Genomic DNA, 17,622 nt, shown 5'->3' on the forward strand with positions numbered 1-17,622 from the left:
GATCGGGGGCTGGGGCTTGTCGCTTGGACATCACTGGCCAGACTCTCTGCCTGCGGGAGCGAACGCAAGGTCGACGCGAGACTTGGTCACCGCGGCCGAATCCAGCAGAATACGCGATCGCGCCGTATCACTGTCTGAATCGTGAGCGGTCGATGCCGAGGTCCAGTGCGCTTGCCTTTCGTTCATCATGAATCTTCACGAGTACCAAGCCAAAGAGCTCCTGTCGCGTTATGGCGTCCCAGTGCCGCCGGCGAGGCTGGCTGCCGATCTCGACGAGGTGCGGGCCGCGGCCGATGCGCTTGGCACGCCAGTGGTCGTCAAGGCCCAGGTCCATGCGGGCGGGCGCGGGAAGGCCGGCGGCGTGCGGCCCTGCGCCTCTGTTGCCGAGGCCGAAGCGGCCGCGCAAGCCCTGCTTGGTACGCGCTTGGTGACGGCTCAGACGCCGGCGCAGGGCTTGCCGGTCTCGCGGCTGCTCCTCGAGGCGCCGGTCGAGATCGCCCGCGAGTGCTACCTGGCGCTGCTGGTGGACCGCGCCGCGGAACGGGTCGTCCTGATGGCCTCGTCCGTCGGCGGCATGGACATCGAGCAGGTGGCCGCCAATCAGCCGGACGCGCTGCTGAGCTCGCGGATCGAGCCCGCAGCTGGTCTCAGGCCCTGGCAATGCCGCCAGCTCGGGCTGTTCCTCGGGCTGGACGGGGAGCAGCAGCGACAGTTGGCAGACCTGTTACAGGGGCTCTACAGGCTGTTCACCGAATGCGATGCGAGTCTGGTGGAGATCAACCCGCTCGTGGTGACCGCCGGCGGTGAGCTGATGGCACTCGATGCAAAGCTGAATCTGGACGACAATGCACTCTATCGGCATGCGCAGCTGGCAGCGATGCAGGATGTAACCCAGGAGGACGAGCGCGAGCTGGCGGCTCGGGCGGAAGGGCTGAGCTATATCAGCCTGGACGGCAATATCGGCTGCATGGTCAACGGCGCCGGACTGGCGATGGCGACGATGGACCTGATCGCGCTGCACGGCGGTGCGCCGGCCAATTTCCTCGACGTCGGCGGCAGCGCGACGGCCGAGCGGGTCGCGCGGGCGTTCAAGCTGGTGCTGAGCGATGAGCAGGTCTCTGCGGTCCTGGTGAACATCTTTGGCGGCATCGTTCGCTGTGACCTGATTGCTGATGGCATCCTGGAGGCGGTCAAGGAGGTCGGCGTGCAGGTGCCGGTTGTGGTGCGGCTCGAAGGGACCAACGCGGCCGCTGGATTGGAGCGGCTGGCTCAGAGCGGGCTTGCCATTGAGACCGCGGCCACCTTGTCCGATGCGGCCGACAAGGTTGTCCGGGCCGCGGCAGCGACAGCCAATGGAGATCGCCCATGAGTGTGCTCGTGAATGCGTCGACCCGCGTGATCTGCCAGGGATTCACCGGCCGGCAAGGCAGTTTCCACAGCGAGCAGGCGATCGCCTACGGGACCCGAATGGTCGGCGGCGTCACCCCGGGCAAGGGGGGACAGCGCCATCTCGGACTCCCGGTGTTCGATACCGTCCATGCCGCGGTGCGCGAGACCGGGGCCGACGCGACCATGATCTATGTGCCGGCGGCCTATGCGGCCGACGCGATCCTGGAGGCGGCCGATGCCGGCATTCGGGTGATCGTCTGCATCACCGAGGGCATCCCGGTGCTCGAGATGCTCAAGGTCAAGGCGGTGCTGGCGCGCAGCGACGCTGTGCTGATCGGCCCGAACTGCCCCGGCGTCATCACGCCTGGAGCGTGCAAGATCGGCATCATGCCGGGTGCGATCCATACGCCCGGCCGGGTCGGGATCGTCTCGCGCTCCGGGACACTCACCTATGAAGCGGTCGAGCAGACGACGGCCGAGGGGCTCGGGCAGAGCACCTGTATCGGCATTGGCGGTGATCCGATCCATGGGCTTGATTTTGTCGACTGCCTCGCGATGTTCGAGAATGACCCGGATACCGAGGCGGTGCTGATGGTCGGAGAGATTGGCGGTGATGCCGAGGAGACCGCTGCGGCCTTCGTTCAGGCCCGAATGACGAAGCCCGTCGTGGCCTATGTCGCGGGCGTGACGGCGCCGAGCGGGAAGCGCATGGGGCATGCCGGGGCCATCGTCAGCGGTTCGGCCGGCACCGCCGAGGCGAAGTACGCGGCGCTTACTGCAGCCGGTGTGCAAACGGTGCGCTCGCCGGCGCTGCTCGGTCGCACCGTCGCCGAGACCCTGGCGGGCTAGAGGCCGGCGATCAGCCCCGAGCCGCGCTTCGTCATGTGCCCGAAGGTGCCCGAGGGTACGCCGTTGCTCGGTCCGTGCAGCTGATTCCGACGTCTGATCCGCCGTCTGGATCTCAGCGTCTGATCGCGGGCTTGGTCCCGGCGTCTGATCCCGGCGTCTGATCCCGGCGTCTGATCGAGGATGGCCAACACCCGATCAGGCTCTTATACTCAACCGCTAACCAGCCGAGAGGTTGAACGGAGAATCTCAATGAAGAAGGTCGAAGCCATCATCAAACCCTTTAAGCTCGACGACGTGCGCGAGGCGCTGTCGCAGGCCGGTATCACCGGCATGACAGCGATCGAGGTCAAGGGCTTCGGCCGCCAGAAAGGCCACACCGAGCTCTACCGGGGTGCCGAATACGTCGTCGATTTTCTGCCGAAGGTGAAGGTCGAGCTGGTGGTGGCCGACGATCAGCTCGATACCTGTGTCGAGGCGATCACCAAGGCGGCCCGGACCGGAAAGATCGGCGACGGCAAGATCTTCGTCAGCCCGGTCGATCGGGTCGTTCGCATCCGCACCGGCGAGGAAGACGAGGCGGCGATCTAGGTCGGAGTCGTCGAGGCTCACCGCAACAGAGAGCCTGGACGCTTCGGCGCGTGGTCTCGGCAGTGCGGACACTGTCGGAAGCGATGCAGTCAGGCTAGTGCATCGCGTCAGAAATGCCGAGACCTTTTTCCTGCCATCTGGCTCTCAGCGCTGTAGGAGCCCGCTTGCGGGCGAGCAGGCCGCGCTCACGGCGGGGAAGATCGCCCGCAAGCGTGCTCCTACCCCACGACCATTGGCGACAGCGACCATCGGTCTCGGGATTTCCGCTGGCTTGCACTAGTTCTCGTCGAGACTGAGATAGTCCCAGACGCGCCGGGCCAGGCTGACCTCGCTCGGGTCGGGCTCGTCGTCGAGGAAGCGTCCGGCCTCGCGGTTCATCACCAGCACCCGCTGGGCGTCGGCCGCGAGCTCGTCCTCGCCGAGACGCTGATAGGCGGCCACCATCAGCTCGAGCGCGTCCTCGACTGCTCCGGTGCGCTGGAAGCGCTCAACGACGTACTGTGCCCGGCTCACGGCGGCCAGGTAGGCGCCACGCTCCATGTAGTAGCGCGCAACATGGAGCTCGCCCTCGGCCAGGTTGTTGCGCAGGTGTAACATCCGCTGGCGGGCATCGGCCGCGTACTTGCTGTTCGGAAAGAGTCGCACCAGCTCGGCGAAGTCGTTGAAGGCATCCAAGGCCGAGCCGGGATCGCGCTGGGAGGTGTCCAGTGGCACGAAGCGGTCGAGGAAGCCGATGCTGCGGTTGTAGTTGACGATGCCCTTGAGATAATAGGCGTAATCAACGTACGGGTTCTGCGGGTAGAGCTTGATGAAGCGATCGGCTGCAGCGAGCGCGGCCTCCGGCTCTTCGGCCTTGTAGTGGGCGTAGGCGATGTCGAGCTGCCCCTGCATCGCGTAGCGGCCGAACGGATAGCGAGCGTCGAGCTTCTTGTAGAGCTCGATCGCGCGTTGGTAATTGGCCGCATCGAGCTCGCTGGCGGCCTTGTTATAGAGCTCGCTGGCCGACCATCCCTCTGTCTCGTCGAATTCCTTGCCAAGGATGCCGCAGCCGCTGAGGAGCGTGGTCGCCAAGAGGGCGGTCACTAGGATTCGGGTCATGGTGCTGCCTGCCGCTAGACGTCGCCAAGGATGCCGCGCCATCGCGGATCGTCGTGAATCGATCATCAGCGCGCCAGTATACTGAAACCTCGTGACCAGCACAGACGACCAAGCGCACCCGGTTGAGCATGACGCCGAGACCGCGGCCCAATCATTGCAGCTGCGGCCCGAGCATGCGGGTCGGCGGCTCGATCAGGTCCTGGCCGAGCTGCTGCCGGCCTTCTCCCGGAGCCGTCTGCAGGGATGGATCGAGCAGGGGCGTATCTCGGTCGACGGCCGCTCGCCGCGCCCGAAGGACCGCGTGCGCGGCGCTGAATCCGTCCTCGTCGAGCCGCTCGTCGAACGTTCGCAGGCGTGCGCCCCGCAGCCGATCCCGCTGTCCGTGGTCTATGAGGACGAGCACCTGATCCTGGTCGACAAGCCCGCGGGGCTGGTCGTGCACCCGGCCGCGGGACATGCCGATGGCACCCTGCAGAATGGACTGCTCCATCATGATCGGCGTCTCGATGCGCTGCCGCGTTGCGGCATCGTGCATCGGCTCGACAAGGATACGACCGGCCTGATGGTCGTTGCCCGCAGCCTATTGGCGCATCGGTCGCTGGTCGCGCAGCTGAAGGCGCGCACGGTCAAGCGCGAGTACCGTGCGCTGGTCCTGGGACGCTTGTCGAGCGGCGGGCGGGTCGAGGCCCCGATCGGCCGTCACCCGACTCGGCGCACCGCGATGGCGGTGGTCGCCCATGGACGCCCCGCGGTGAGCGATTACCGAGTGTTGGCGCAATATCGTCGGCATACGCTGCTCGGCGTGCGGCTACAGACGGGGCGGACGCACCAGATTCGGGTGCATATGGCGCATCTGCGCCACCCGCTCGTCGGGGACCCGGTGTATGGTGGGCGACAGCGTGCGTCCGCGGATGATTCCAGCGAGGCCGCGACGCTGCTGCAGCGCTTCCCCCGGCAGGCATTGCATGCGATCGGCCTCGGTCTCCTCCATCCGGCCACCGGTGAGCAGATGGACTGGCAGGTGCCGATGGCGGCCGACCTCGCCGACCTTTGTGCGGTACTGCAACAGGATGCCGAGCATGGATCTGCTGCGACCTGACTGGGATGCGCCGGCCGCGGTGCAGGCGCTGAGCACGACGCGTCTCGGTGGGCTCAGTGCGGGACCCTATCAGAGCCTGAATCTGGCCCAGCATGTCGGTGACGACGAGGCGGCCGTGCGTGCGAATCGCGCTCGGCTCTATCGGCAGGCCGGGGTGCCGGCCGAGCCGGTTTGGCTGAACCAGGTTCACGGCCGTGCTGTCTCTCTCATCGACGCCGGGGTTGTCGGCAGGCCCGATGCCGATGCGGCGGTCGCGTTCCAGCACGGATCGGTCTGCGCGGTCATGACCGCCGATTGCCTGCCGGTGCTCTTGTGTGACCGGGCCGGAAGCGTCGTGGCCGCGGCGCACGCCGGCTGGCGTGGTCTGGCAGCGGGCGTCATCGATGCGACCGTGGCCAGGATGCAGCGGCCGGCGCAGCAGTTGATGGCCTGGCTCGGGCCGTCGATCGGCCGCGATGCGTTCGAGGTCGGCGACGAGGTGCGCGCTGCGTTCTGTGCTGCTGCAGCCGATTCAGCGCAGGCATTCCGTCCGAGCCCGAACGGGCGTTGGCTCGCGGACCTGCCACTGCTGGCGCGGCAGCGGCTGGAGGCGCTCGGCGTGAGCCACGTCAGCGGCGGTGATCGGTGCACCTTCACCGAGGAGGAGACCTTCTTCTCCTATCGGCGCGACCGGGTCACCGGCCGGATGGCGAGTCTGATCTGGCTACAGCCACACCCCGTCCCCGATCGGGCATCCAGTCGCGAGTCGCGAGCGTGACGGCCACCGCGCTTCCCGACCGGTTCGATTGATCTCGCGTCACCGTGCCGCTACTCTCATTATTAACAACCTGAGTGTATTCATAGACGTCCGATAATGATTCACAGACGCGTCAATTCCGCCGTCACACCGAGCATCCCGAGCGCTTCGGGATGGCGCACCTGCGCCGCCGATCGCCATCGCTTCTTGCGCACGCTGGCCGTCATGGTCGTTGCGCTACTGGTGCCATTTGCCTCGGGAGCGCTTGCGAAGACCCAAGAGGTCGGCTTGGCGGAGCTCTTCCCCGATGAGCGTCAGGCCCGCACGATCGTCGTCATCAATAAGGTGCTCGAGCGTTTCCACTACCGGGATTTCGAGCTGACCGATGCCTTCGCCGAGCAGGTCATCGACAACTACTTCGAGGACCTCGACCCCGGTCGGCTGTTCTTTCTGAAACGGGACGTCGATCGCTTCGCGCGCTCGGCCCCGCGGCTGGACGACGATGTCGCCAAGGGCAAGCTGGATACGGCATTCGATGTCTTTCGCGTCTATCGGATGCGCGTCGATGCACGCATCGATCACGCGTTGTCGCTGCTGCAGGAGCCGTTCGACTTCTCGCGCGACGAGTCCTACCTGTTCAACCGCGAGGAGGCGGACTGGGCCACGACCGAGGTGGAGCTGAACGAGGTCTGGCGCAAGCGGGTCAAGAACGACTACCTGCTGCTGAAGCTCGCCGGCAAGGACGATGACGCGATCCGTGAGCAGCTGCGCAAGCGCTACAAGGGCATCACCCGGCGCATCCATCAGTTTACGCCGGACGATGTCTACCAGGCCTTTGTCAATGCCTATGCACGCACGCTGGAGCCGCACACCAGCTACATGTCGCCGAGCACCTCCGAGAACTTCGATATCAGCATGCGCTTGTCGCTTGAGGGGATCGGGGCAGTGCTGCGGGCCGAGAACGAATTCACCGTGATCCAGCGCACGATCCCGGGCGGGCCGGCGCGGCAATCCGGGCAGATCCACGCCGGCGATCGCATCGTCGGCGTCGCGCAGGGGCTCGACGGCGAGATGGAGGATGTCGTCGGTTGGCGGCTGCAGGATGTCGTCGACAAGATCCGTGGGCCCAAGGGCTCGGTCGTGCGTCTGCAGACATTGCCGAAATCCGAGGCCGGCGGGGGCCGCATGCGCGAGGTCTCGCTGGTGCGGAACCAGATCAAGCTCGAGGATCAGGCAGCGCAACAGTTCATCATCGACGGACCCGAGAACGCCCCGTCGCTGCGCGTCGGTGTGATCGAGGTGCCGGCCTTCTATCGTGATTTTCGGGCCGAGTCGGCCGGTAAGGACGACTTCCGCAGCACCACGCGCGACGTGCGCAAGCTGATCAAGGAGCTCAAGGCCGACGGTGTCGACGGCCTGATCATCGATCTGCGCGGTAACGGCGGTGGCTCGTTGACCGAGGCGCTGGAGCTGACCGGCCTGTTCATCGAGGAAGGGCCGGTGGTTCAGGTCAAGGACTCGTTTGGCAAGGTCGAGGTCGAGGTCGATCCGGACCCGGCCGTCGTCTACACCGGCCCGCTCGCGGTGCTGGTCGATCGCAACAGTGCCTCGGCGTCCGAGATCTTTGCCGGTGCGATCCAGGACTACGGCCGCGGCATCATCATCGGTGAGCCGACGTTCGGTAAAGGGACGGTGCAGACGCTGATCGACCTCGATCGCTATGTGCCCGGTGACGACACCGAGCTCGGTCGCCTGAGGCTGACGATGGCCGAGTTTTACCGTATCAGCGGGGGCAGCACCCAGCTCAAGGGGGTGGAGCCCGATATCCGCTTCGAGCTGGGCCTGCAGGGCGTCGACCATGGCGAGCGATCGCTCGAGAATGCGCTGCCTTGGGCACGGATTCGGCCCGCGCGTTATACGCCGGCGTCTGGGTTCGATCTCGAGAGGCTCAAGCGGCGCTCGGCCGAGCGGATCAAGGGTGATGATGGCTTTCGGATGCTGATCGCGCAGGGGCGTGTGCTCAGCGAGATCGAGGCACAGGATGAGGTCTCACTGAGCGAGCGCGAGCGCCGGGCTGAGTCGAAACGGCGTGACGAGGTGTTGAAGGAGCAGAAGGCGGCCTTCCTGCGGGCACGCGGGATCGAGCCCGTGGATGAGGACGCCGACGATGTCGATGAAGAGGCGCTGGAGCGCCAGCAGGAGATCATCGACCGCATCCTGACCGAGGAAGCGGCACGCATCCTGGCCGATGTGATCGTCGAGCGGCGGGCCGATGAGCGTCCGCGCGCGGCCATGCGCGATTGAATGATCGATCCTTCCCTGTCGTACGCCATCCCGAGGGGGTGGCTGAGGGCGCTCTCGGACCCCGCCGTCCGTCCGCTGCTGGCCGAATCACTCGTCGGACTCGAGAAGGAGGCCCTGCGCGTGAGCCCGGAGGGCCGGGTGGCCGCAACCCCGCATCCTTACGGGCTGGGCTCGGCGCTGACGCATCCCTCCATCACGACCGACTTCTCCGAGGCATTGGTCGAACTCGTGACACCCGCGTTGGCCCGCCCGCATGCGGTGCTCGATTTCCTGCGCGACCTCCATCTGTTCGTCTATCAGCACATCGGAGACGAACGCCTATGGGCCGCGAGCATGCCCTGTGTGCTCGGCGGCGGCGCCGAGATCCCACTGGCGCGCTATGGCAGCTCGAATGCGGCGCAGATGAAGACGGTGTACCGGCGCGGGCTCGGCAATCGCTATGGCCGAGTGATGCAGATCATCGCTGGTGTGCACTTCAACTTCTCGTTGCCAGAGGCGATCTGGCCGCTGTTGCAGGCGCGCGAGGAGGCTGGCGGCGATGGCCCGGGCGCGTTCCGCGATGACCGCTATATGGGCATGGTCCGGAATCTGCAGCGGCTCGGCTGGATGGTCCCCTATCTGTTCGGCGCCTCGCCCGCGGTGTGCAAGAGCTTCGTTAAGGACCCCGGCACCGATCTGCACTCATTCGACAGCAAGACCTACTATTATCCCTACGCGACCTCGTTGCGGATGGGCGATATCGGCTATCAGAACCGGCAGGAGGAGGGGACCGGGCTCAAGGCCAACTACGATTCGCTGGATGCCTACACCCGCAGCCTCACCTGGGCGATCCAGACGCCCTGCCCGCACTATGAGCCGATCGGGACCAAGGTCAACGGCCGCTGGGAGCAGCTGAACGACCACGTGCTGCAGATCGAGAACGAGTACTACAGCACCGTGCGGCCAAAGCAGCTCACCGAGTGGATGGAGTATCCCACCCTGGCGCTGCGCCGGCGCGGGATTCGCTACGTCGAGCTGCGTTCGGTCGATGTGAATCTGTTCGAGCCGCTCGGGGTCGATCTGGAGCAACTGCGCTTCTTGACGCTGTTCATGCTCTACTGTCTGCTGATCCCGAGCCCGGTGATCCGGCCGCAGGAGCGACGCTGGATCGACGCGAACGAGGTGCTGGCGGCCCATCGCGGCCGCGAGCCAGGTCTGATGTTGCAGCGTTCTGGCGGTGCGATCGCACTGCGCGATTGGGGGGCCGGGGTGCTCGACGCGATGCAGCCGCTCGCCGAGCTGTTGGATCAGGATGGTGGCGACGACTATCGTGCAGCGCTGCGCGCGCAACAGCACAAGATGGCCGAGCCTGAGGCGACCCCGTCCGCGCGCATCCTCGCCGAGATGCGCGCCAACGGTGAAGGCTTCGCCGAGTTCGCTCGGCGGCTGACCGAGCGCCACCGTGACGGTCTTTGCGAGCAAAGGCTCGACCCGGTGCGTGCGGAGCATTTTCGCGGTCTCGCGCTCGAGTCACATGCCCAGCAGGCGCAGATCGAGGCCAGTGACGACTGCGACTTCGATACCTTCCTGGCCCGTTACTTCGCGCAGACCGAGACCGAGCCGGTCGCGCTACGCTCGCCGTTCGCGCGCAGCGAGGAGCCCGCCTAGCCGCGTCCGCCGCGGGAGGCGCGACGCAGCACCCAATCCATGCCGTTGGTGGACAAGAGCCGTTGTACCAGAGCGAGCAGGTGAGTCGGAAAGGTCACGCGGTAGCGCGCGCGCGGCCTCGGATGCTCGAGGGCGTGGGTCAGCTTTCGCAGGACCGCATCGGGTGTCAACGTAAACGGCTGGGTGGGGCCTTCCGTCTTCAGTCGCTCCTCCATCAAGCGGTAGGTCTGTCGGTGCGGGCTGCGATCAGGCTCGATGAACCGCTGGTAGGCGCTGTAGGCGTTATCGCGGAACCGACTGCTGATCGGCCCCGGCTCGATCAGCGAGACGCGGATGCCGCTGCCGCGCAATTCCAGCCGCAAGGTGTCGGTGAGCCCCTCGAGCGCGAACTTGCTCGCGACATAGGCGCCGCGAAACGGCAAGGCCACGAATCCGAGTACCGAACTGTTCTGAATGATGCGCCCTTGGCCCTGCGCGCGCATGACCGGAATCACCCGGCGTGTCAGGTCGTGCGAGCCGAACAGATTGGTCTCGAACTGGGCGCGCAAGGCCTCGCGCGTGAGGTCTTCGACGGCGCCGGGAATGCCGAAGGCGCCATTGTTGAACAGTGCGTCGAGGCGCCCGTCGGTGAACGCCAGCGCCGCCTGCAAGCCGTCGGCGATGCTCCCTGGCTCGGCCAGGTCCAGCTGGACCGCGTTCAGCCCCTCGCTGTGCAGCCGCTCGACGTCCTCTGGCCGCCGCGCCGATGCGATCACGCGCCAACCGCGCTCATGGAGGCCATGTGCGCACCGATGGCCGATGCCGCTCGAACAGCCGGTGATCAAGATACTGCGCTCTTGTTGCATGAGATGTCCTTGCCTTTAGGAGGGGGGTTGCGCGAGAAAGTGAGTTCTATCCGCAATGGTAAGCGAGATCGGGCCGGCGCTTCTGGCCTCGTCGTCCGCTGGCCTGGCCGCTTGAGCGCGACGATAGCGCGCCGATGCTGCCGTGGTCTGGCCGCCGGCGCTGCTCGGTCGAGGTCGAGTCGATGACCGATCTCCAAGCAGGTCCGCTTTGGCTGGCGGTGCCTGCAGCAGCCGGTTCTGCGTGCTTCGAGACCGCTTCGGCCGGACATTGTCGCCTGCTCCAAGTGCAGGGTGATCAGGGGTGGTCAGGCGGCTCGTCGATCTCAGAGCGGGGCCGGAGCAAGACCGAGATGGCGATCCCGCCGCTGAAAGACGCGTTGCACGGCCGGCTGCGACGCGCAGTCGGTTGCACGCGCGCGCCGGCTGGGCCATTCACGATCCGCGTCGTGCTCGAGCTCGGGCGCTGCAGTCCGGGCAGCGGCGAGGCCGGCGCCGAGGGGCTTGAGCCTGCATACAGGATCGCTGATGCCGACCTCGCGACGGCAATGACTGCTCACCAGCTCGACCGGGCGTTGAGTGCGGGGCGTCAGGCGGTGGAACGGGCCAAGCTCGATGGGGTCGGGTTGATCGTCGTCAGCGGTGCGGGGGGCGGTCTGGCGCGGGCCAATGCCAACTGGATGGCCTGGCTAGCGGGCGAGGCGGCTGCGAGCGGCTCCTCATCGGTGTGGGCTGACGGAGCGAACTCCGTACAGAGGTCGCTCCGATCGCTGCGCGGTATCAGCGAGACGCTGCCGGCGCGCCATGCCAGTCTGCCGCCGGACCCCTACATGGCGCTGCGGGATCTGGGCGGATTCGAGCATGCGGCCTTGGCCGGGGCGATGCTCAGCGCGGCGCAGCTTGGACTGCCGGCGTTGGCGCTCGGGTCGAGCGCGCACATCGCGATGCGACTGGCGATGGGCATCAATGGCTCGATTGTTCCATGGGTCCGGAGCGAGCCGCTCGGCCCTGGATATGAGCCTGATCCGGTACAAGGTTCCCGAGAGCGCCAGCGCGAGGGAGCCGCGTGGGCGCCGTTGGTGTGCATGGAGTGACTGTGCAGCAACGCCCGTCTGGCCCCGATTTGGACGCGGCCCTCGAGGTGCGGATCGAGGCGATCTGCGCGCGCGGCTGCCAACAGGTGCGCGCCGATATCGCCGTCCTCGAGCAAGGCGGCGAGCTGCCGGAAACGCGCGGACTCTCGGCGGCCGAGCGCGGCCTGATCCTGAACGAGCTTCGGCAGATCATGGCGGTCTACGGCGACCGGTGCCGGGTCGACGGGGGACTCGAGCGCTGATTCCGGCACACGAGCTGAGCTTCAGAGGACCAAAACAGAGCCATTCCGCTTGATCGCCGGACAGAGGGTTGTGAACGAGGCCGACGAGCGGGCGCCTAATTCGCGGCGGGTCGGCCCTCCGCTCGGGGTTTCAGGCTGTCGGCGGCTCGAAGGCGGCATCGGGTACCGATGGGAGCGATTGGAACGCGGGACGCGCGAACAGGTAGCCCTGGAACAGCTCGATGCCCATCTCCTGCAGTACGCTCAGCTCCGCGTAGGTCTCGATGCCCTCGGCGATGACGCGCATCGAGAGCCGGGTTGCGGTATCGATGACGCCATAGATGATCGCCTGGCGGGTCGGGTCGGTGTCGACATCGCGGATCAGGGCCATATCGAGCTTGAGTAGGTCTGCCGGGACATCGGCCAGCAGGTTGAGGCCGGAGTAGCCGGCGCCGAAGTCATCGATCGCGACCGTGAAGCCGACCTCGCGGTAGTACTCGGCGATGCGCTTCAGGTGCTGGATGTCTTGGACCTGCTCGCTCTCGGTGATCTCGAAGATGATCTGGTCCAGCGGAAAGTTGCAGCGCCCTGCGGCCTCCAGCGTGGTTTGGATGCAGCGTTCCGGCTGGTAGATCGCATTGGGCATGAAGTTGACGCTGACCATCGTATCGAGATTCAACGCTGCTGCGAGCTCGATCGCGCGGATGCGGCAGAGCTGGTCGAAGTGATAGAGATTGCGGTCGTTGACCGACGCGAAGACGGTGCCGGCGGGCTCGTTGTTGGGGCCGCGAACCAGGGCCTCGTGCGCGAAGACGCTGCGATCGGTCGCGTTCACGATCGGCTGCAGGGCCATCTTGAAGTCGAACCCGAGATCGGCCCCTTCGGCGCAGGCCTTGCAGGGTGAGTGGGAATGCGTGGAGGCTTTCATCGGCTTGCTTGGAATCTTTTTGGGGCTAACGATCGAGCGCAGCGCGCTCGCGTGCTTCGGGCCAACCCTGGCCAGCGCAAAAAGATCAACAATCATGGTAACAGCATGGAGGTTTGCGTGGCTCGGGTGCGGATGGGATCGGTGCATCAGGCACCCTCGTCAGCGGCTGTTCGATCTTTCGGCACCCGAAGCGAGGATGGGGCCAAGGTCGGTATACAATGCCGCCGCATTCCCGGCTCAGGAGATTCTGATTTCGATCCATGGCCTCGATTATCCCGTTGCTTGCCCAAGAACTGAACTGCGCGTCTGCGCAGGTCCAAGCCGCTGTCACGCTGCTCGACGACGGCGCGACCGTGCCCTTCATCGCCCGCTACCGCAAGGAGGCGACCGGCGGCCTGGATGACGATCAGCTGCGCCAGCTGGCGCAGCGCCTGGTCTACCTGCGCGAGCTCGAGGAACGCCGCGCGATGGTGCTCGCGAGCATCGATGAGCAGGGCAAACTGAGCGACGCGCTGCGGGCCGAGATCGAAGCCGCCGAGACCAAGCAGCGGCTCGAGGACCTGTACCTGCCCTACAAGCCGAAGCGGCGCACCAAGGCGCAGATCGCGCGTGAGGCCGGGCTGGAACCGCTGGCGGATCGATTGCTCGCCGAGCCGACGCTGGTCCCGGAGGCGCAGGCACAGGCGTTCATCGATGCCGGCAAGGGGGTTGCCGATGTGGGCGCGGCGCTCGAAGGGGCCCGCCAGATCCTGATGGAGCGCTTCGCCGAGGATGCGGAGCTGGCTGGTGTTTTGCGTGAGCGGTTGTGGGAGCAGGGCATCCTGGTCGCCCGCGTGATCGAGGGCAAGGAACAGGAGGGGGCGAAGTTCGCCGATTATTTCGATTACCGCGAGCCGATCGCGAAGCTGCCGTCGCATCGGGCGCTGGCGCTGTTCCGCGGCCGCAACCAGGGCATCCTGACGCTGGAGCTGCTGGCTGGGGAGGGCGAGGAGCCAGACCGGCCGCACCGGGGCCTGATCGCGCAGCGCGTTGGGGTGCGCGATCAGGGGCGTCCCGGAGACGCCTGGCTGGTCGAGACGGTGCGCAAGGCCTGGCGCATCAAGCTGATGACGCGCCTGGATCTCGATCTCAAGCACCGGCTGCTTGAGGCCGCCGAGGCCGAGGCGATCCGGGTCTTCGCGAAGAATCTGAAGGCGCTGCTGCTGGCGGCGCCGGCCGGGCGGCTGCCGACGATCGGGCTCGATCCGGGCCTGCGCACCGGCGTCAAGGTCGCGGTGGTGGATGCGACCGGGCGGGTGGTCGCGACCGCGACCCTGTATCCGCATGCGCCGAAGCATCAGTGGGATGCGTCGATCGCGGCGCTGGCTGAGCTGGCGCGGGCGCACGGCGTGAAGCTGATCAGCATCGGCAACGGCACCGCCTCGCGCGAGACCGACAAGCTGGCGCGCGAGCTGATCCGCCGGCATCCGGAGCTGGGGCTGCAGTCGCTGGTGGTGAGCGAGGCCGGGGCCTCGGTCTATTCGGCCTCGGAGTATGCGTCGCGTGAATTGCCGGAGCTCGATGTCTCGCTGCGCGGGGCGGTCTCGATCGCAAGGCGGCTGCAGGACCCGCTCGCGGAGCTGGTCAAGATCGAGCCCAAGGCGATCGGGGTCGGTCAGTATCAGCACGATGTGAACCAGGGCGGGCTGGCGCGCTCGCTCGATGCGGTGGTCGAGGATTGCGTCAATGCGGTCGGGGTCGATCTGAACACGGCCTCGGTGCCGCTGTTGGCGCAGGTCTCGGGGCTGAGCGCGACCCTGGCCGAGCACGTCGTCCAGTTCCGCGAGGAGCATGGGGCGTTCCGCAATCGCGCGCAGTTGAAGAAGGTGCCGCGTCTGGGGGCGAAGACCTTCCAGCAGTGCGCGGGCTTTCTGCGGATCAATGATGGCGATGAGCCCTTGGATGCGTCGGCGGTGCATCCGGAGGCCTATCCGGTGGTGCGGCGCATCCTCGGGCAGGTCGGGCGTGACATCCGGGCGTTGATCGGGGATCGCTCGGCGTTGTCGAGGCTGAGCCCAGCGCAGTTCGCCGATGAGCGCTTCGGCGAGCCGACGGTGCGCGACATCATCGCGGAGCTGGAGAAGCCGGGGCGTGATCCGCGGCCGGAGTTCAAGACGGCGAGCTTCATGGAGGGGGTCGAGACGCTGGCCGATCTGAGGCCGGGGATGGTGCTGGAGGGGACGGTGACGAATGTGACCAATTTCGGCGCCTTCGTCGATGTGGGGGTACATCAGGATGGGTTGGTGCACATCTCGCGGTTGGCCGATCGGTTCGTGCGCGATCCCTATGAGGTGGTCAGCACCGGGCAGTTGGTGAAGGTGAAGGTGCTGGAGGTCGATCTGGCGCGTAAGCGGGTGGCGTTGAGCATGCGGTTGGATGATGTGCCCGAGGGAGAGGCGGGTGCCGGGCGTGCGGTTGGGCGGCCTGATGGGCGTGATGGGCGGCGTGCCGGGAGTGGTGCCGGTGGGCGTGGGCCGACTGGGGCCAGGTCGGATCAGGGATCGGATCGGGGGGCGTATCAGGGGTCGGATCGCGGGCCGTCGCGAGGGAAGTCGGGGGCGAAGTCGGGTTCGAAATCGGGTCCGAAGTCGGCTCGTGAGGAGAGTGGGGCAGCTGGCGGGGCGATGGCGGAGGCGTTCGCCAAGGCGCGCAGGCGCTGAGCGATTGGTCTTCCGTCAGAGGGCTGTTTCGGCGGCGATATAAAGGCGTTGGGTTCCAACGGTGGTGCCAGTGCCGGCATCGGGTGGCGCCCGGCGGGGGACGCCGTGAATACATCCTTGTAGGCTCGGCGATCGCCGTCCTGGCGATCGACGCCCCCGCCGGGCGCCACCCGACACCGACACCTCAGCCGTTGGGTGTTGCGGCAGCAGGAGCGTCAGCTTCCCGCCGGCACCACCCGACACCGATACCTCAGTCGTTGGGTGTTGCGACAGAAGGAGCGTCGGCTTCCCGCCGGGCACCACCCGACACCGACACCTCCGTCGTTGGGCGTTGCGGCAGAAGGAGCGCCAGCTTCCCGCTGGCACCACCCGACACCGACACCTCCGTCGTTGGGCGTTGCGGCAGAAGGAGCGTCGGCTTCCCGCCGGCACCACCCGACACCGATACCTCAGTCGTTGGGTGTTGCGGCAGAAGGAGCGCCGGCTTCCCGCCGGCACCACCCGATACCGACACCTCAGTCGTTGGGTGTTGCGGCAGAAGGAGCGCCGGCTTCCCGCCAGGCGCCACCCGACCCCTCAGCCGTTCCGGGAGTCGGCGCGCATGACGATGGTGGCGGCTCAGCGAACGAGCATGATCAGGACGATGACGAGGCCGACGACGCCGGCGAGGGGCAGGATCACGGCTTGCCAGTCGCCCTTCTCGGCCTTGGGACCGTTCTCCTGCCAGGCCTTGAAGGCGGGCCAGAGGAAGAACAGCATCATGATCAGGACCGCGGCGGCGGCGATCTTGAGGAACAACTCCATTGGGACCTCCGTAGTTGAGCGTGGCACAAACAAAAAGCCCCGGCCGGGGCCGGGGCTGTATCAGCTAGAGTAGGGCGTGGGTTTATTCGTCGCCCATGATGCCCAGGATCTGGAGCAGGCTGATGAAGATGTTGAAGATGGCGAGGTAGATGCCGTAGGTCGCCATGATGTAGTTGGTCTCGGCACCGCTCTTGATGCGGCTGGTGTCGAATAGGATGAAGCCGCTCATCAGCAGGATGATCGCACCGGAGACGGCCAGGGCGAGGGCCGGCATGTTCAGGAAGATGTTGGCAATCATCGCGACGACGACGACCATCATCCCGGCGAACAGGAAGCCGCCGAGGAAGCTGAAGTCGCGCTTGCTGGTCAGCGCGTAGCCGGACAGGCCGAGGAAGATCAACGCGGTGCCGCCGAAGGCGGTGGCGATGATGCTCGGGCCGTTCGGCAGGGCCAGGTACATCGACAGGATCGAACCGAGGCCAAAGCCGAGCATGCCGGTGATCACGAAGATCAGGCCGACGCCCTTGGCCGATTGGGCCGCGCGCGGTAGTACGAACATGCCGAGTAGCATCGCCCCGATGACGGACACCAGGTAGACCCAGGAGGGCATCGCCAGCGCCATCGAGATCATCGCCGTGACGGCGCTGAAGCCGAGGGTCGCGGCGAGCAGCAGGTAGGTGTTCTTGAGGACCTTGTTGGTCTCAAGCGCCGAGCCGGCACGCGCCGTCGTGGCGTACTGGTTCGAGAAGGGGTTCGGGTTTGCCATAGCAGCACTCTCTCCGTTTGCAACGAACAGGTTGTAAGTCTCGGTTTAGGTTACCGCAAATCGGCTGGTTTGACCCGTTGGAACGGACAAAGGTTTCAGCCGACTGCGCTGGCGTGCAAGGATACCGGTAAGCTCCGGCCATGACGACAGGAGGCCTGGATGCCGTATCCACACGTCTCGCATCACACGGGCAACCTGCGGTATCCTTAGCGTCCGGTTTAGGGATGAGATTTGGGTCACTGAGCCTTTGCGCAATGGCTCGGTTGATTCTGGGCAAGGCAAGCAGAATGCCCGTCTCGCCTTCTGTTTCAGTGGCTTGCCCCAGACCACGCGGTTCCGATGGCAGTGCGTCCGGACGCATCGCGTTGGCCCTTATGCCGGTTCTCCGGAGAGGTGGCAGAGCGGTTGATTGCACCGGTCTTGAAAACCGGCGACGGTTGATCCCGTCCGTGGGTTCGAATCCCACCCTCTCCGCCATTGCCTTGCCGTGGACGCAGCCTCGAGACCATCGGGGCGCTGAGTCTGCCGGTTCGCAGTACACCCGCGAGGCACGCCTGT

The 17,622-nt window shown here is 66.3% G+C and carries 15 protein-coding genes and 1 tRNA gene; 11 read left to right on the top strand and 5 right to left on the bottom strand.

Annotated features, from left to right (window positions below):
- Nucleotides 1-187 precede the first annotated feature (187 nt).
- The 3 genes from sucC (at nucleotide 188) to CKO40_RS16950 (ending at nucleotide 2,826) form a co-directional block, all read left to right on the top strand.
- Complete coding sequence (gene sucC, locus CKO40_RS16940; RefSeq protein WP_200347634.1) at nucleotides 188-1,369, top strand: ADP-forming succinate--CoA ligase subunit beta; 1,182 nt, start codon at nucleotides 188-190, stop codon at nucleotides 1,367-1,369.
- Complete coding sequence (gene sucD, locus CKO40_RS16945) at nucleotides 1,366-2,238, top strand: succinate--CoA ligase subunit alpha (protein ID WP_200347635.1); 873 nt, start codon at nucleotides 1,366-1,368, stop codon at nucleotides 2,236-2,238. The genes sucC and sucD overlap by 4 nt, the downstream gene beginning before the upstream one ends.
- Before the next feature lie 249 nt (nucleotides 2,239-2,487).
- On the top strand, nucleotides 2,488-2,826 hold the full coding sequence (locus CKO40_RS16950) for a P-II family nitrogen regulator (protein WP_200347636.1): 339 nt from the start codon (nucleotides 2,488-2,490) through the stop codon (nucleotides 2,824-2,826).
- 276 nt (nucleotides 2,827-3,102) lie between these two features.
- Here CKO40_RS16950 and CKO40_RS16955 read toward each other — a convergent pair whose 3' ends face one another.
- Nucleotides 3,103-3,924 carry an outer membrane protein assembly factor BamD gene (locus CKO40_RS16955; RefSeq protein ID WP_200347637.1) on the bottom strand — a complete coding sequence of 274 codons (822 nt, stop codon included), beginning with the start codon at nucleotides 3,922-3,924 and terminating at the stop codon, nucleotides 3,103-3,105.
- A gap of 91 nt (nucleotides 3,925-4,015) precedes the next feature.
- On the opposite strand from CKO40_RS16955, the gene rluD reads away from it, so the two are divergent.
- From rluD to gshA, 4 genes are all read left to right on the top strand, one after another.
- Nucleotides 4,016-5,023, top strand: coding sequence for a 23S rRNA pseudouridine(1911/1915/1917) synthase RluD (gene rluD / locus CKO40_RS16960; protein ID WP_338074207.1), 1,008 nt, complete (start codon nucleotides 4,016-4,018; stop codon nucleotides 5,021-5,023).
- Complete coding sequence (gene pgeF / locus CKO40_RS16965) at nucleotides 5,004-5,780, top strand: peptidoglycan editing factor PgeF (protein ID WP_200347638.1); 777 nt, start codon at nucleotides 5,004-5,006, stop codon at nucleotides 5,778-5,780. Before rluD ends, pgeF begins: the two co-directional genes overlap by 20 nt.
- Before the next feature lie 204 nt (nucleotides 5,781-5,984).
- Complete coding sequence (locus tag CKO40_RS16970; RefSeq protein WP_242477138.1) at nucleotides 5,985-8,063, top strand: carboxy terminal-processing peptidase; 2,079 nt, start codon at nucleotides 5,985-5,987, stop codon at nucleotides 8,061-8,063.
- On the top strand, nucleotides 8,064-9,710 hold the full coding sequence (gene gshA / locus CKO40_RS16975) for a glutamate--cysteine ligase (RefSeq protein WP_200347640.1): 1,647 nt from the start codon (nucleotides 8,064-8,066) through the stop codon (nucleotides 9,708-9,710).
- Here gshA and CKO40_RS16980 read toward each other — a convergent pair.
- Entirely contained in the window at nucleotides 9,707-10,555 is an 849-nt protein-coding gene (locus CKO40_RS16980; protein ID WP_200347641.1) for an SDR family oxidoreductase, read from the bottom strand. The genes gshA and CKO40_RS16980 overlap by 4 nt on opposite strands.
- Before the next feature lie 134 nt (nucleotides 10,556-10,689).
- On the opposite strand from CKO40_RS16980, the gene CKO40_RS16985 reads away from it, so the two are divergent.
- Both CKO40_RS16985 and CKO40_RS16990 read left to right on the top strand, forming a co-directional pair.
- Nucleotides 10,690-11,646: a nicotinate-nucleotide--dimethylbenzimidazole phosphoribosyltransferase gene (locus CKO40_RS16985; RefSeq protein WP_200347642.1), complete on the top strand. Its 957-nt coding sequence runs from the start codon at nucleotides 10,690-10,692 to the stop codon at nucleotides 11,644-11,646.
- Nucleotides 11,643-11,888, top strand: coding sequence for a hypothetical protein (locus CKO40_RS16990; protein WP_338074208.1), 246 nt, complete (start codon nucleotides 11,643-11,645; stop codon nucleotides 11,886-11,888). Before CKO40_RS16985 ends, CKO40_RS16990 begins: the two co-directional genes overlap by 4 nt.
- Nucleotides 11,889-12,018: 130 nt before the next feature.
- Here the strand turns inward: CKO40_RS16990 and CKO40_RS16995 are convergent, their stop codons facing one another.
- Nucleotides 12,019-12,795, bottom strand: a complete 777-nt coding sequence (locus CKO40_RS16995) for an EAL domain-containing protein (protein ID WP_200347644.1) — start codon at nucleotides 12,793-12,795, stop codon at nucleotides 12,019-12,021.
- Nucleotides 12,796-13,055: 260 nt separating this feature from the next.
- Between CKO40_RS16995 and CKO40_RS17000 the strand changes: the two genes are divergently transcribed.
- Nucleotides 13,056-15,494, top strand: coding sequence for a Tex family protein (locus CKO40_RS17000; RefSeq protein WP_200347645.1), 2,439 nt, complete (start codon nucleotides 13,056-13,058; stop codon nucleotides 15,492-15,494).
- Between the two features lie 618 nt (nucleotides 15,495-16,112).
- On the opposite strand, the gene CKO40_RS17005 is transcribed toward CKO40_RS17000, so the two are convergent.
- Nucleotides 16,113-16,298, bottom strand: coding sequence for a hypothetical protein (locus CKO40_RS17005; protein ID WP_200347646.1), 186 nt, complete (start codon nucleotides 16,296-16,298; stop codon nucleotides 16,113-16,115).
- A gap of 82 nt (nucleotides 16,299-16,380) precedes the next feature.
- The gene (locus CKO40_RS17010) at nucleotides 16,381-17,064 is read right to left on the bottom strand and encodes a Bax inhibitor-1/YccA family protein (RefSeq protein ID WP_200347647.1); all 684 of its coding nucleotides are present in this window, start codon (nucleotides 17,062-17,064) and stop codon (nucleotides 16,381-16,383) included.
- A 387-nt stretch (nucleotides 17,065-17,451) separates the two neighbouring features.
- On the opposite strand from CKO40_RS17010, the gene CKO40_RS17015 reads away from it, so the two are divergent.
- Nucleotides 17,452-17,541 (top strand) — tRNA-Ser (locus CKO40_RS17015).
- Nucleotides 17,542-17,622: the final 81 nt, after the last annotated feature.

It is taken from the genome of Halochromatium glycolicum (genome assembly GCF_016584085.1).
GTDB classification, from domain to species: domain Bacteria; phylum Pseudomonadota; class Gammaproteobacteria; order Chromatiales; family Chromatiaceae; genus Lamprobacter; species Lamprobacter glycolicus.

What these genes read in the sequence shown, in the direction of transcription:
- gshA (WP_200347640.1), top strand. Translation starts at nt 8,064, where the DNA reads ATGATCGATCCTTCCCTGTCGTACGCCATCCCGAGGGGGTGGCTGAGG.
- sucC (WP_200347634.1), top strand. Translation starts at nt 188, where the DNA reads ATGAATCTTCACGAGTACCAAGCCAAAGAGCTCCTGTCGCGTTATGGC.
- CKO40_RS16955 (WP_200347637.1), bottom strand. Translation starts at nt 3,924, where the DNA reads ATGACCCGAATCCTAGTGACCGCCCTCTTGGCGACCACGCTCCTCAGC.
- CKO40_RS17005 (WP_200347646.1), bottom strand. Translation starts at nt 16,298, where the DNA reads ATGGAGTTGTTCCTCAAGATCGCCGCCGCCGCGGTCCTGATCATGATG.
- CKO40_RS16950 (WP_200347636.1), top strand. Translation starts at nt 2,488, where the DNA reads ATGAAGAAGGTCGAAGCCATCATCAAACCCTTTAAGCTCGACGACGTG.
- CKO40_RS16995 (WP_200347644.1), bottom strand. Translation starts at nt 12,795, where the DNA reads ATGAAAGCCTCCACGCATTCCCACTCACCCTGCAAGGCCTGCGCCGAA.
- CKO40_RS16970 (WP_242477138.1), top strand. Translation starts at nt 5,985, where the DNA reads ATGGTCGTTGCGCTACTGGTGCCATTTGCCTCGGGAGCGCTTGCGAAG.
- sucD (WP_200347635.1), top strand. Translation starts at nt 1,366, where the DNA reads ATGAGTGTGCTCGTGAATGCGTCGACCCGCGTGATCTGCCAGGGATTC.
- CKO40_RS16985 (WP_200347642.1), top strand. Translation starts at nt 10,690, where the DNA reads ATGCTGCCGTGGTCTGGCCGCCGGCGCTGCTCGGTCGAGGTCGAGTCG.
- CKO40_RS17010 (WP_200347647.1), bottom strand. Translation starts at nt 17,064, where the DNA reads ATGGCAAACCCGAACCCCTTCTCGAACCAGTACGCCACGACGGCGCGT.
- CKO40_RS17000 (WP_200347645.1), top strand. Translation starts at nt 13,056, where the DNA reads ATGGCCTCGATTATCCCGTTGCTTGCCCAAGAACTGAACTGCGCGTCT.
- pgeF (WP_200347638.1), top strand. Translation starts at nt 5,004, where the DNA reads ATGGATCTGCTGCGACCTGACTGGGATGCGCCGGCCGCGGTGCAGGCG.
- CKO40_RS16980 (WP_200347641.1), bottom strand. Translation starts at nt 10,555, where the DNA reads ATGCAACAAGAGCGCAGTATCTTGATCACCGGCTGTTCGAGCGGCATC.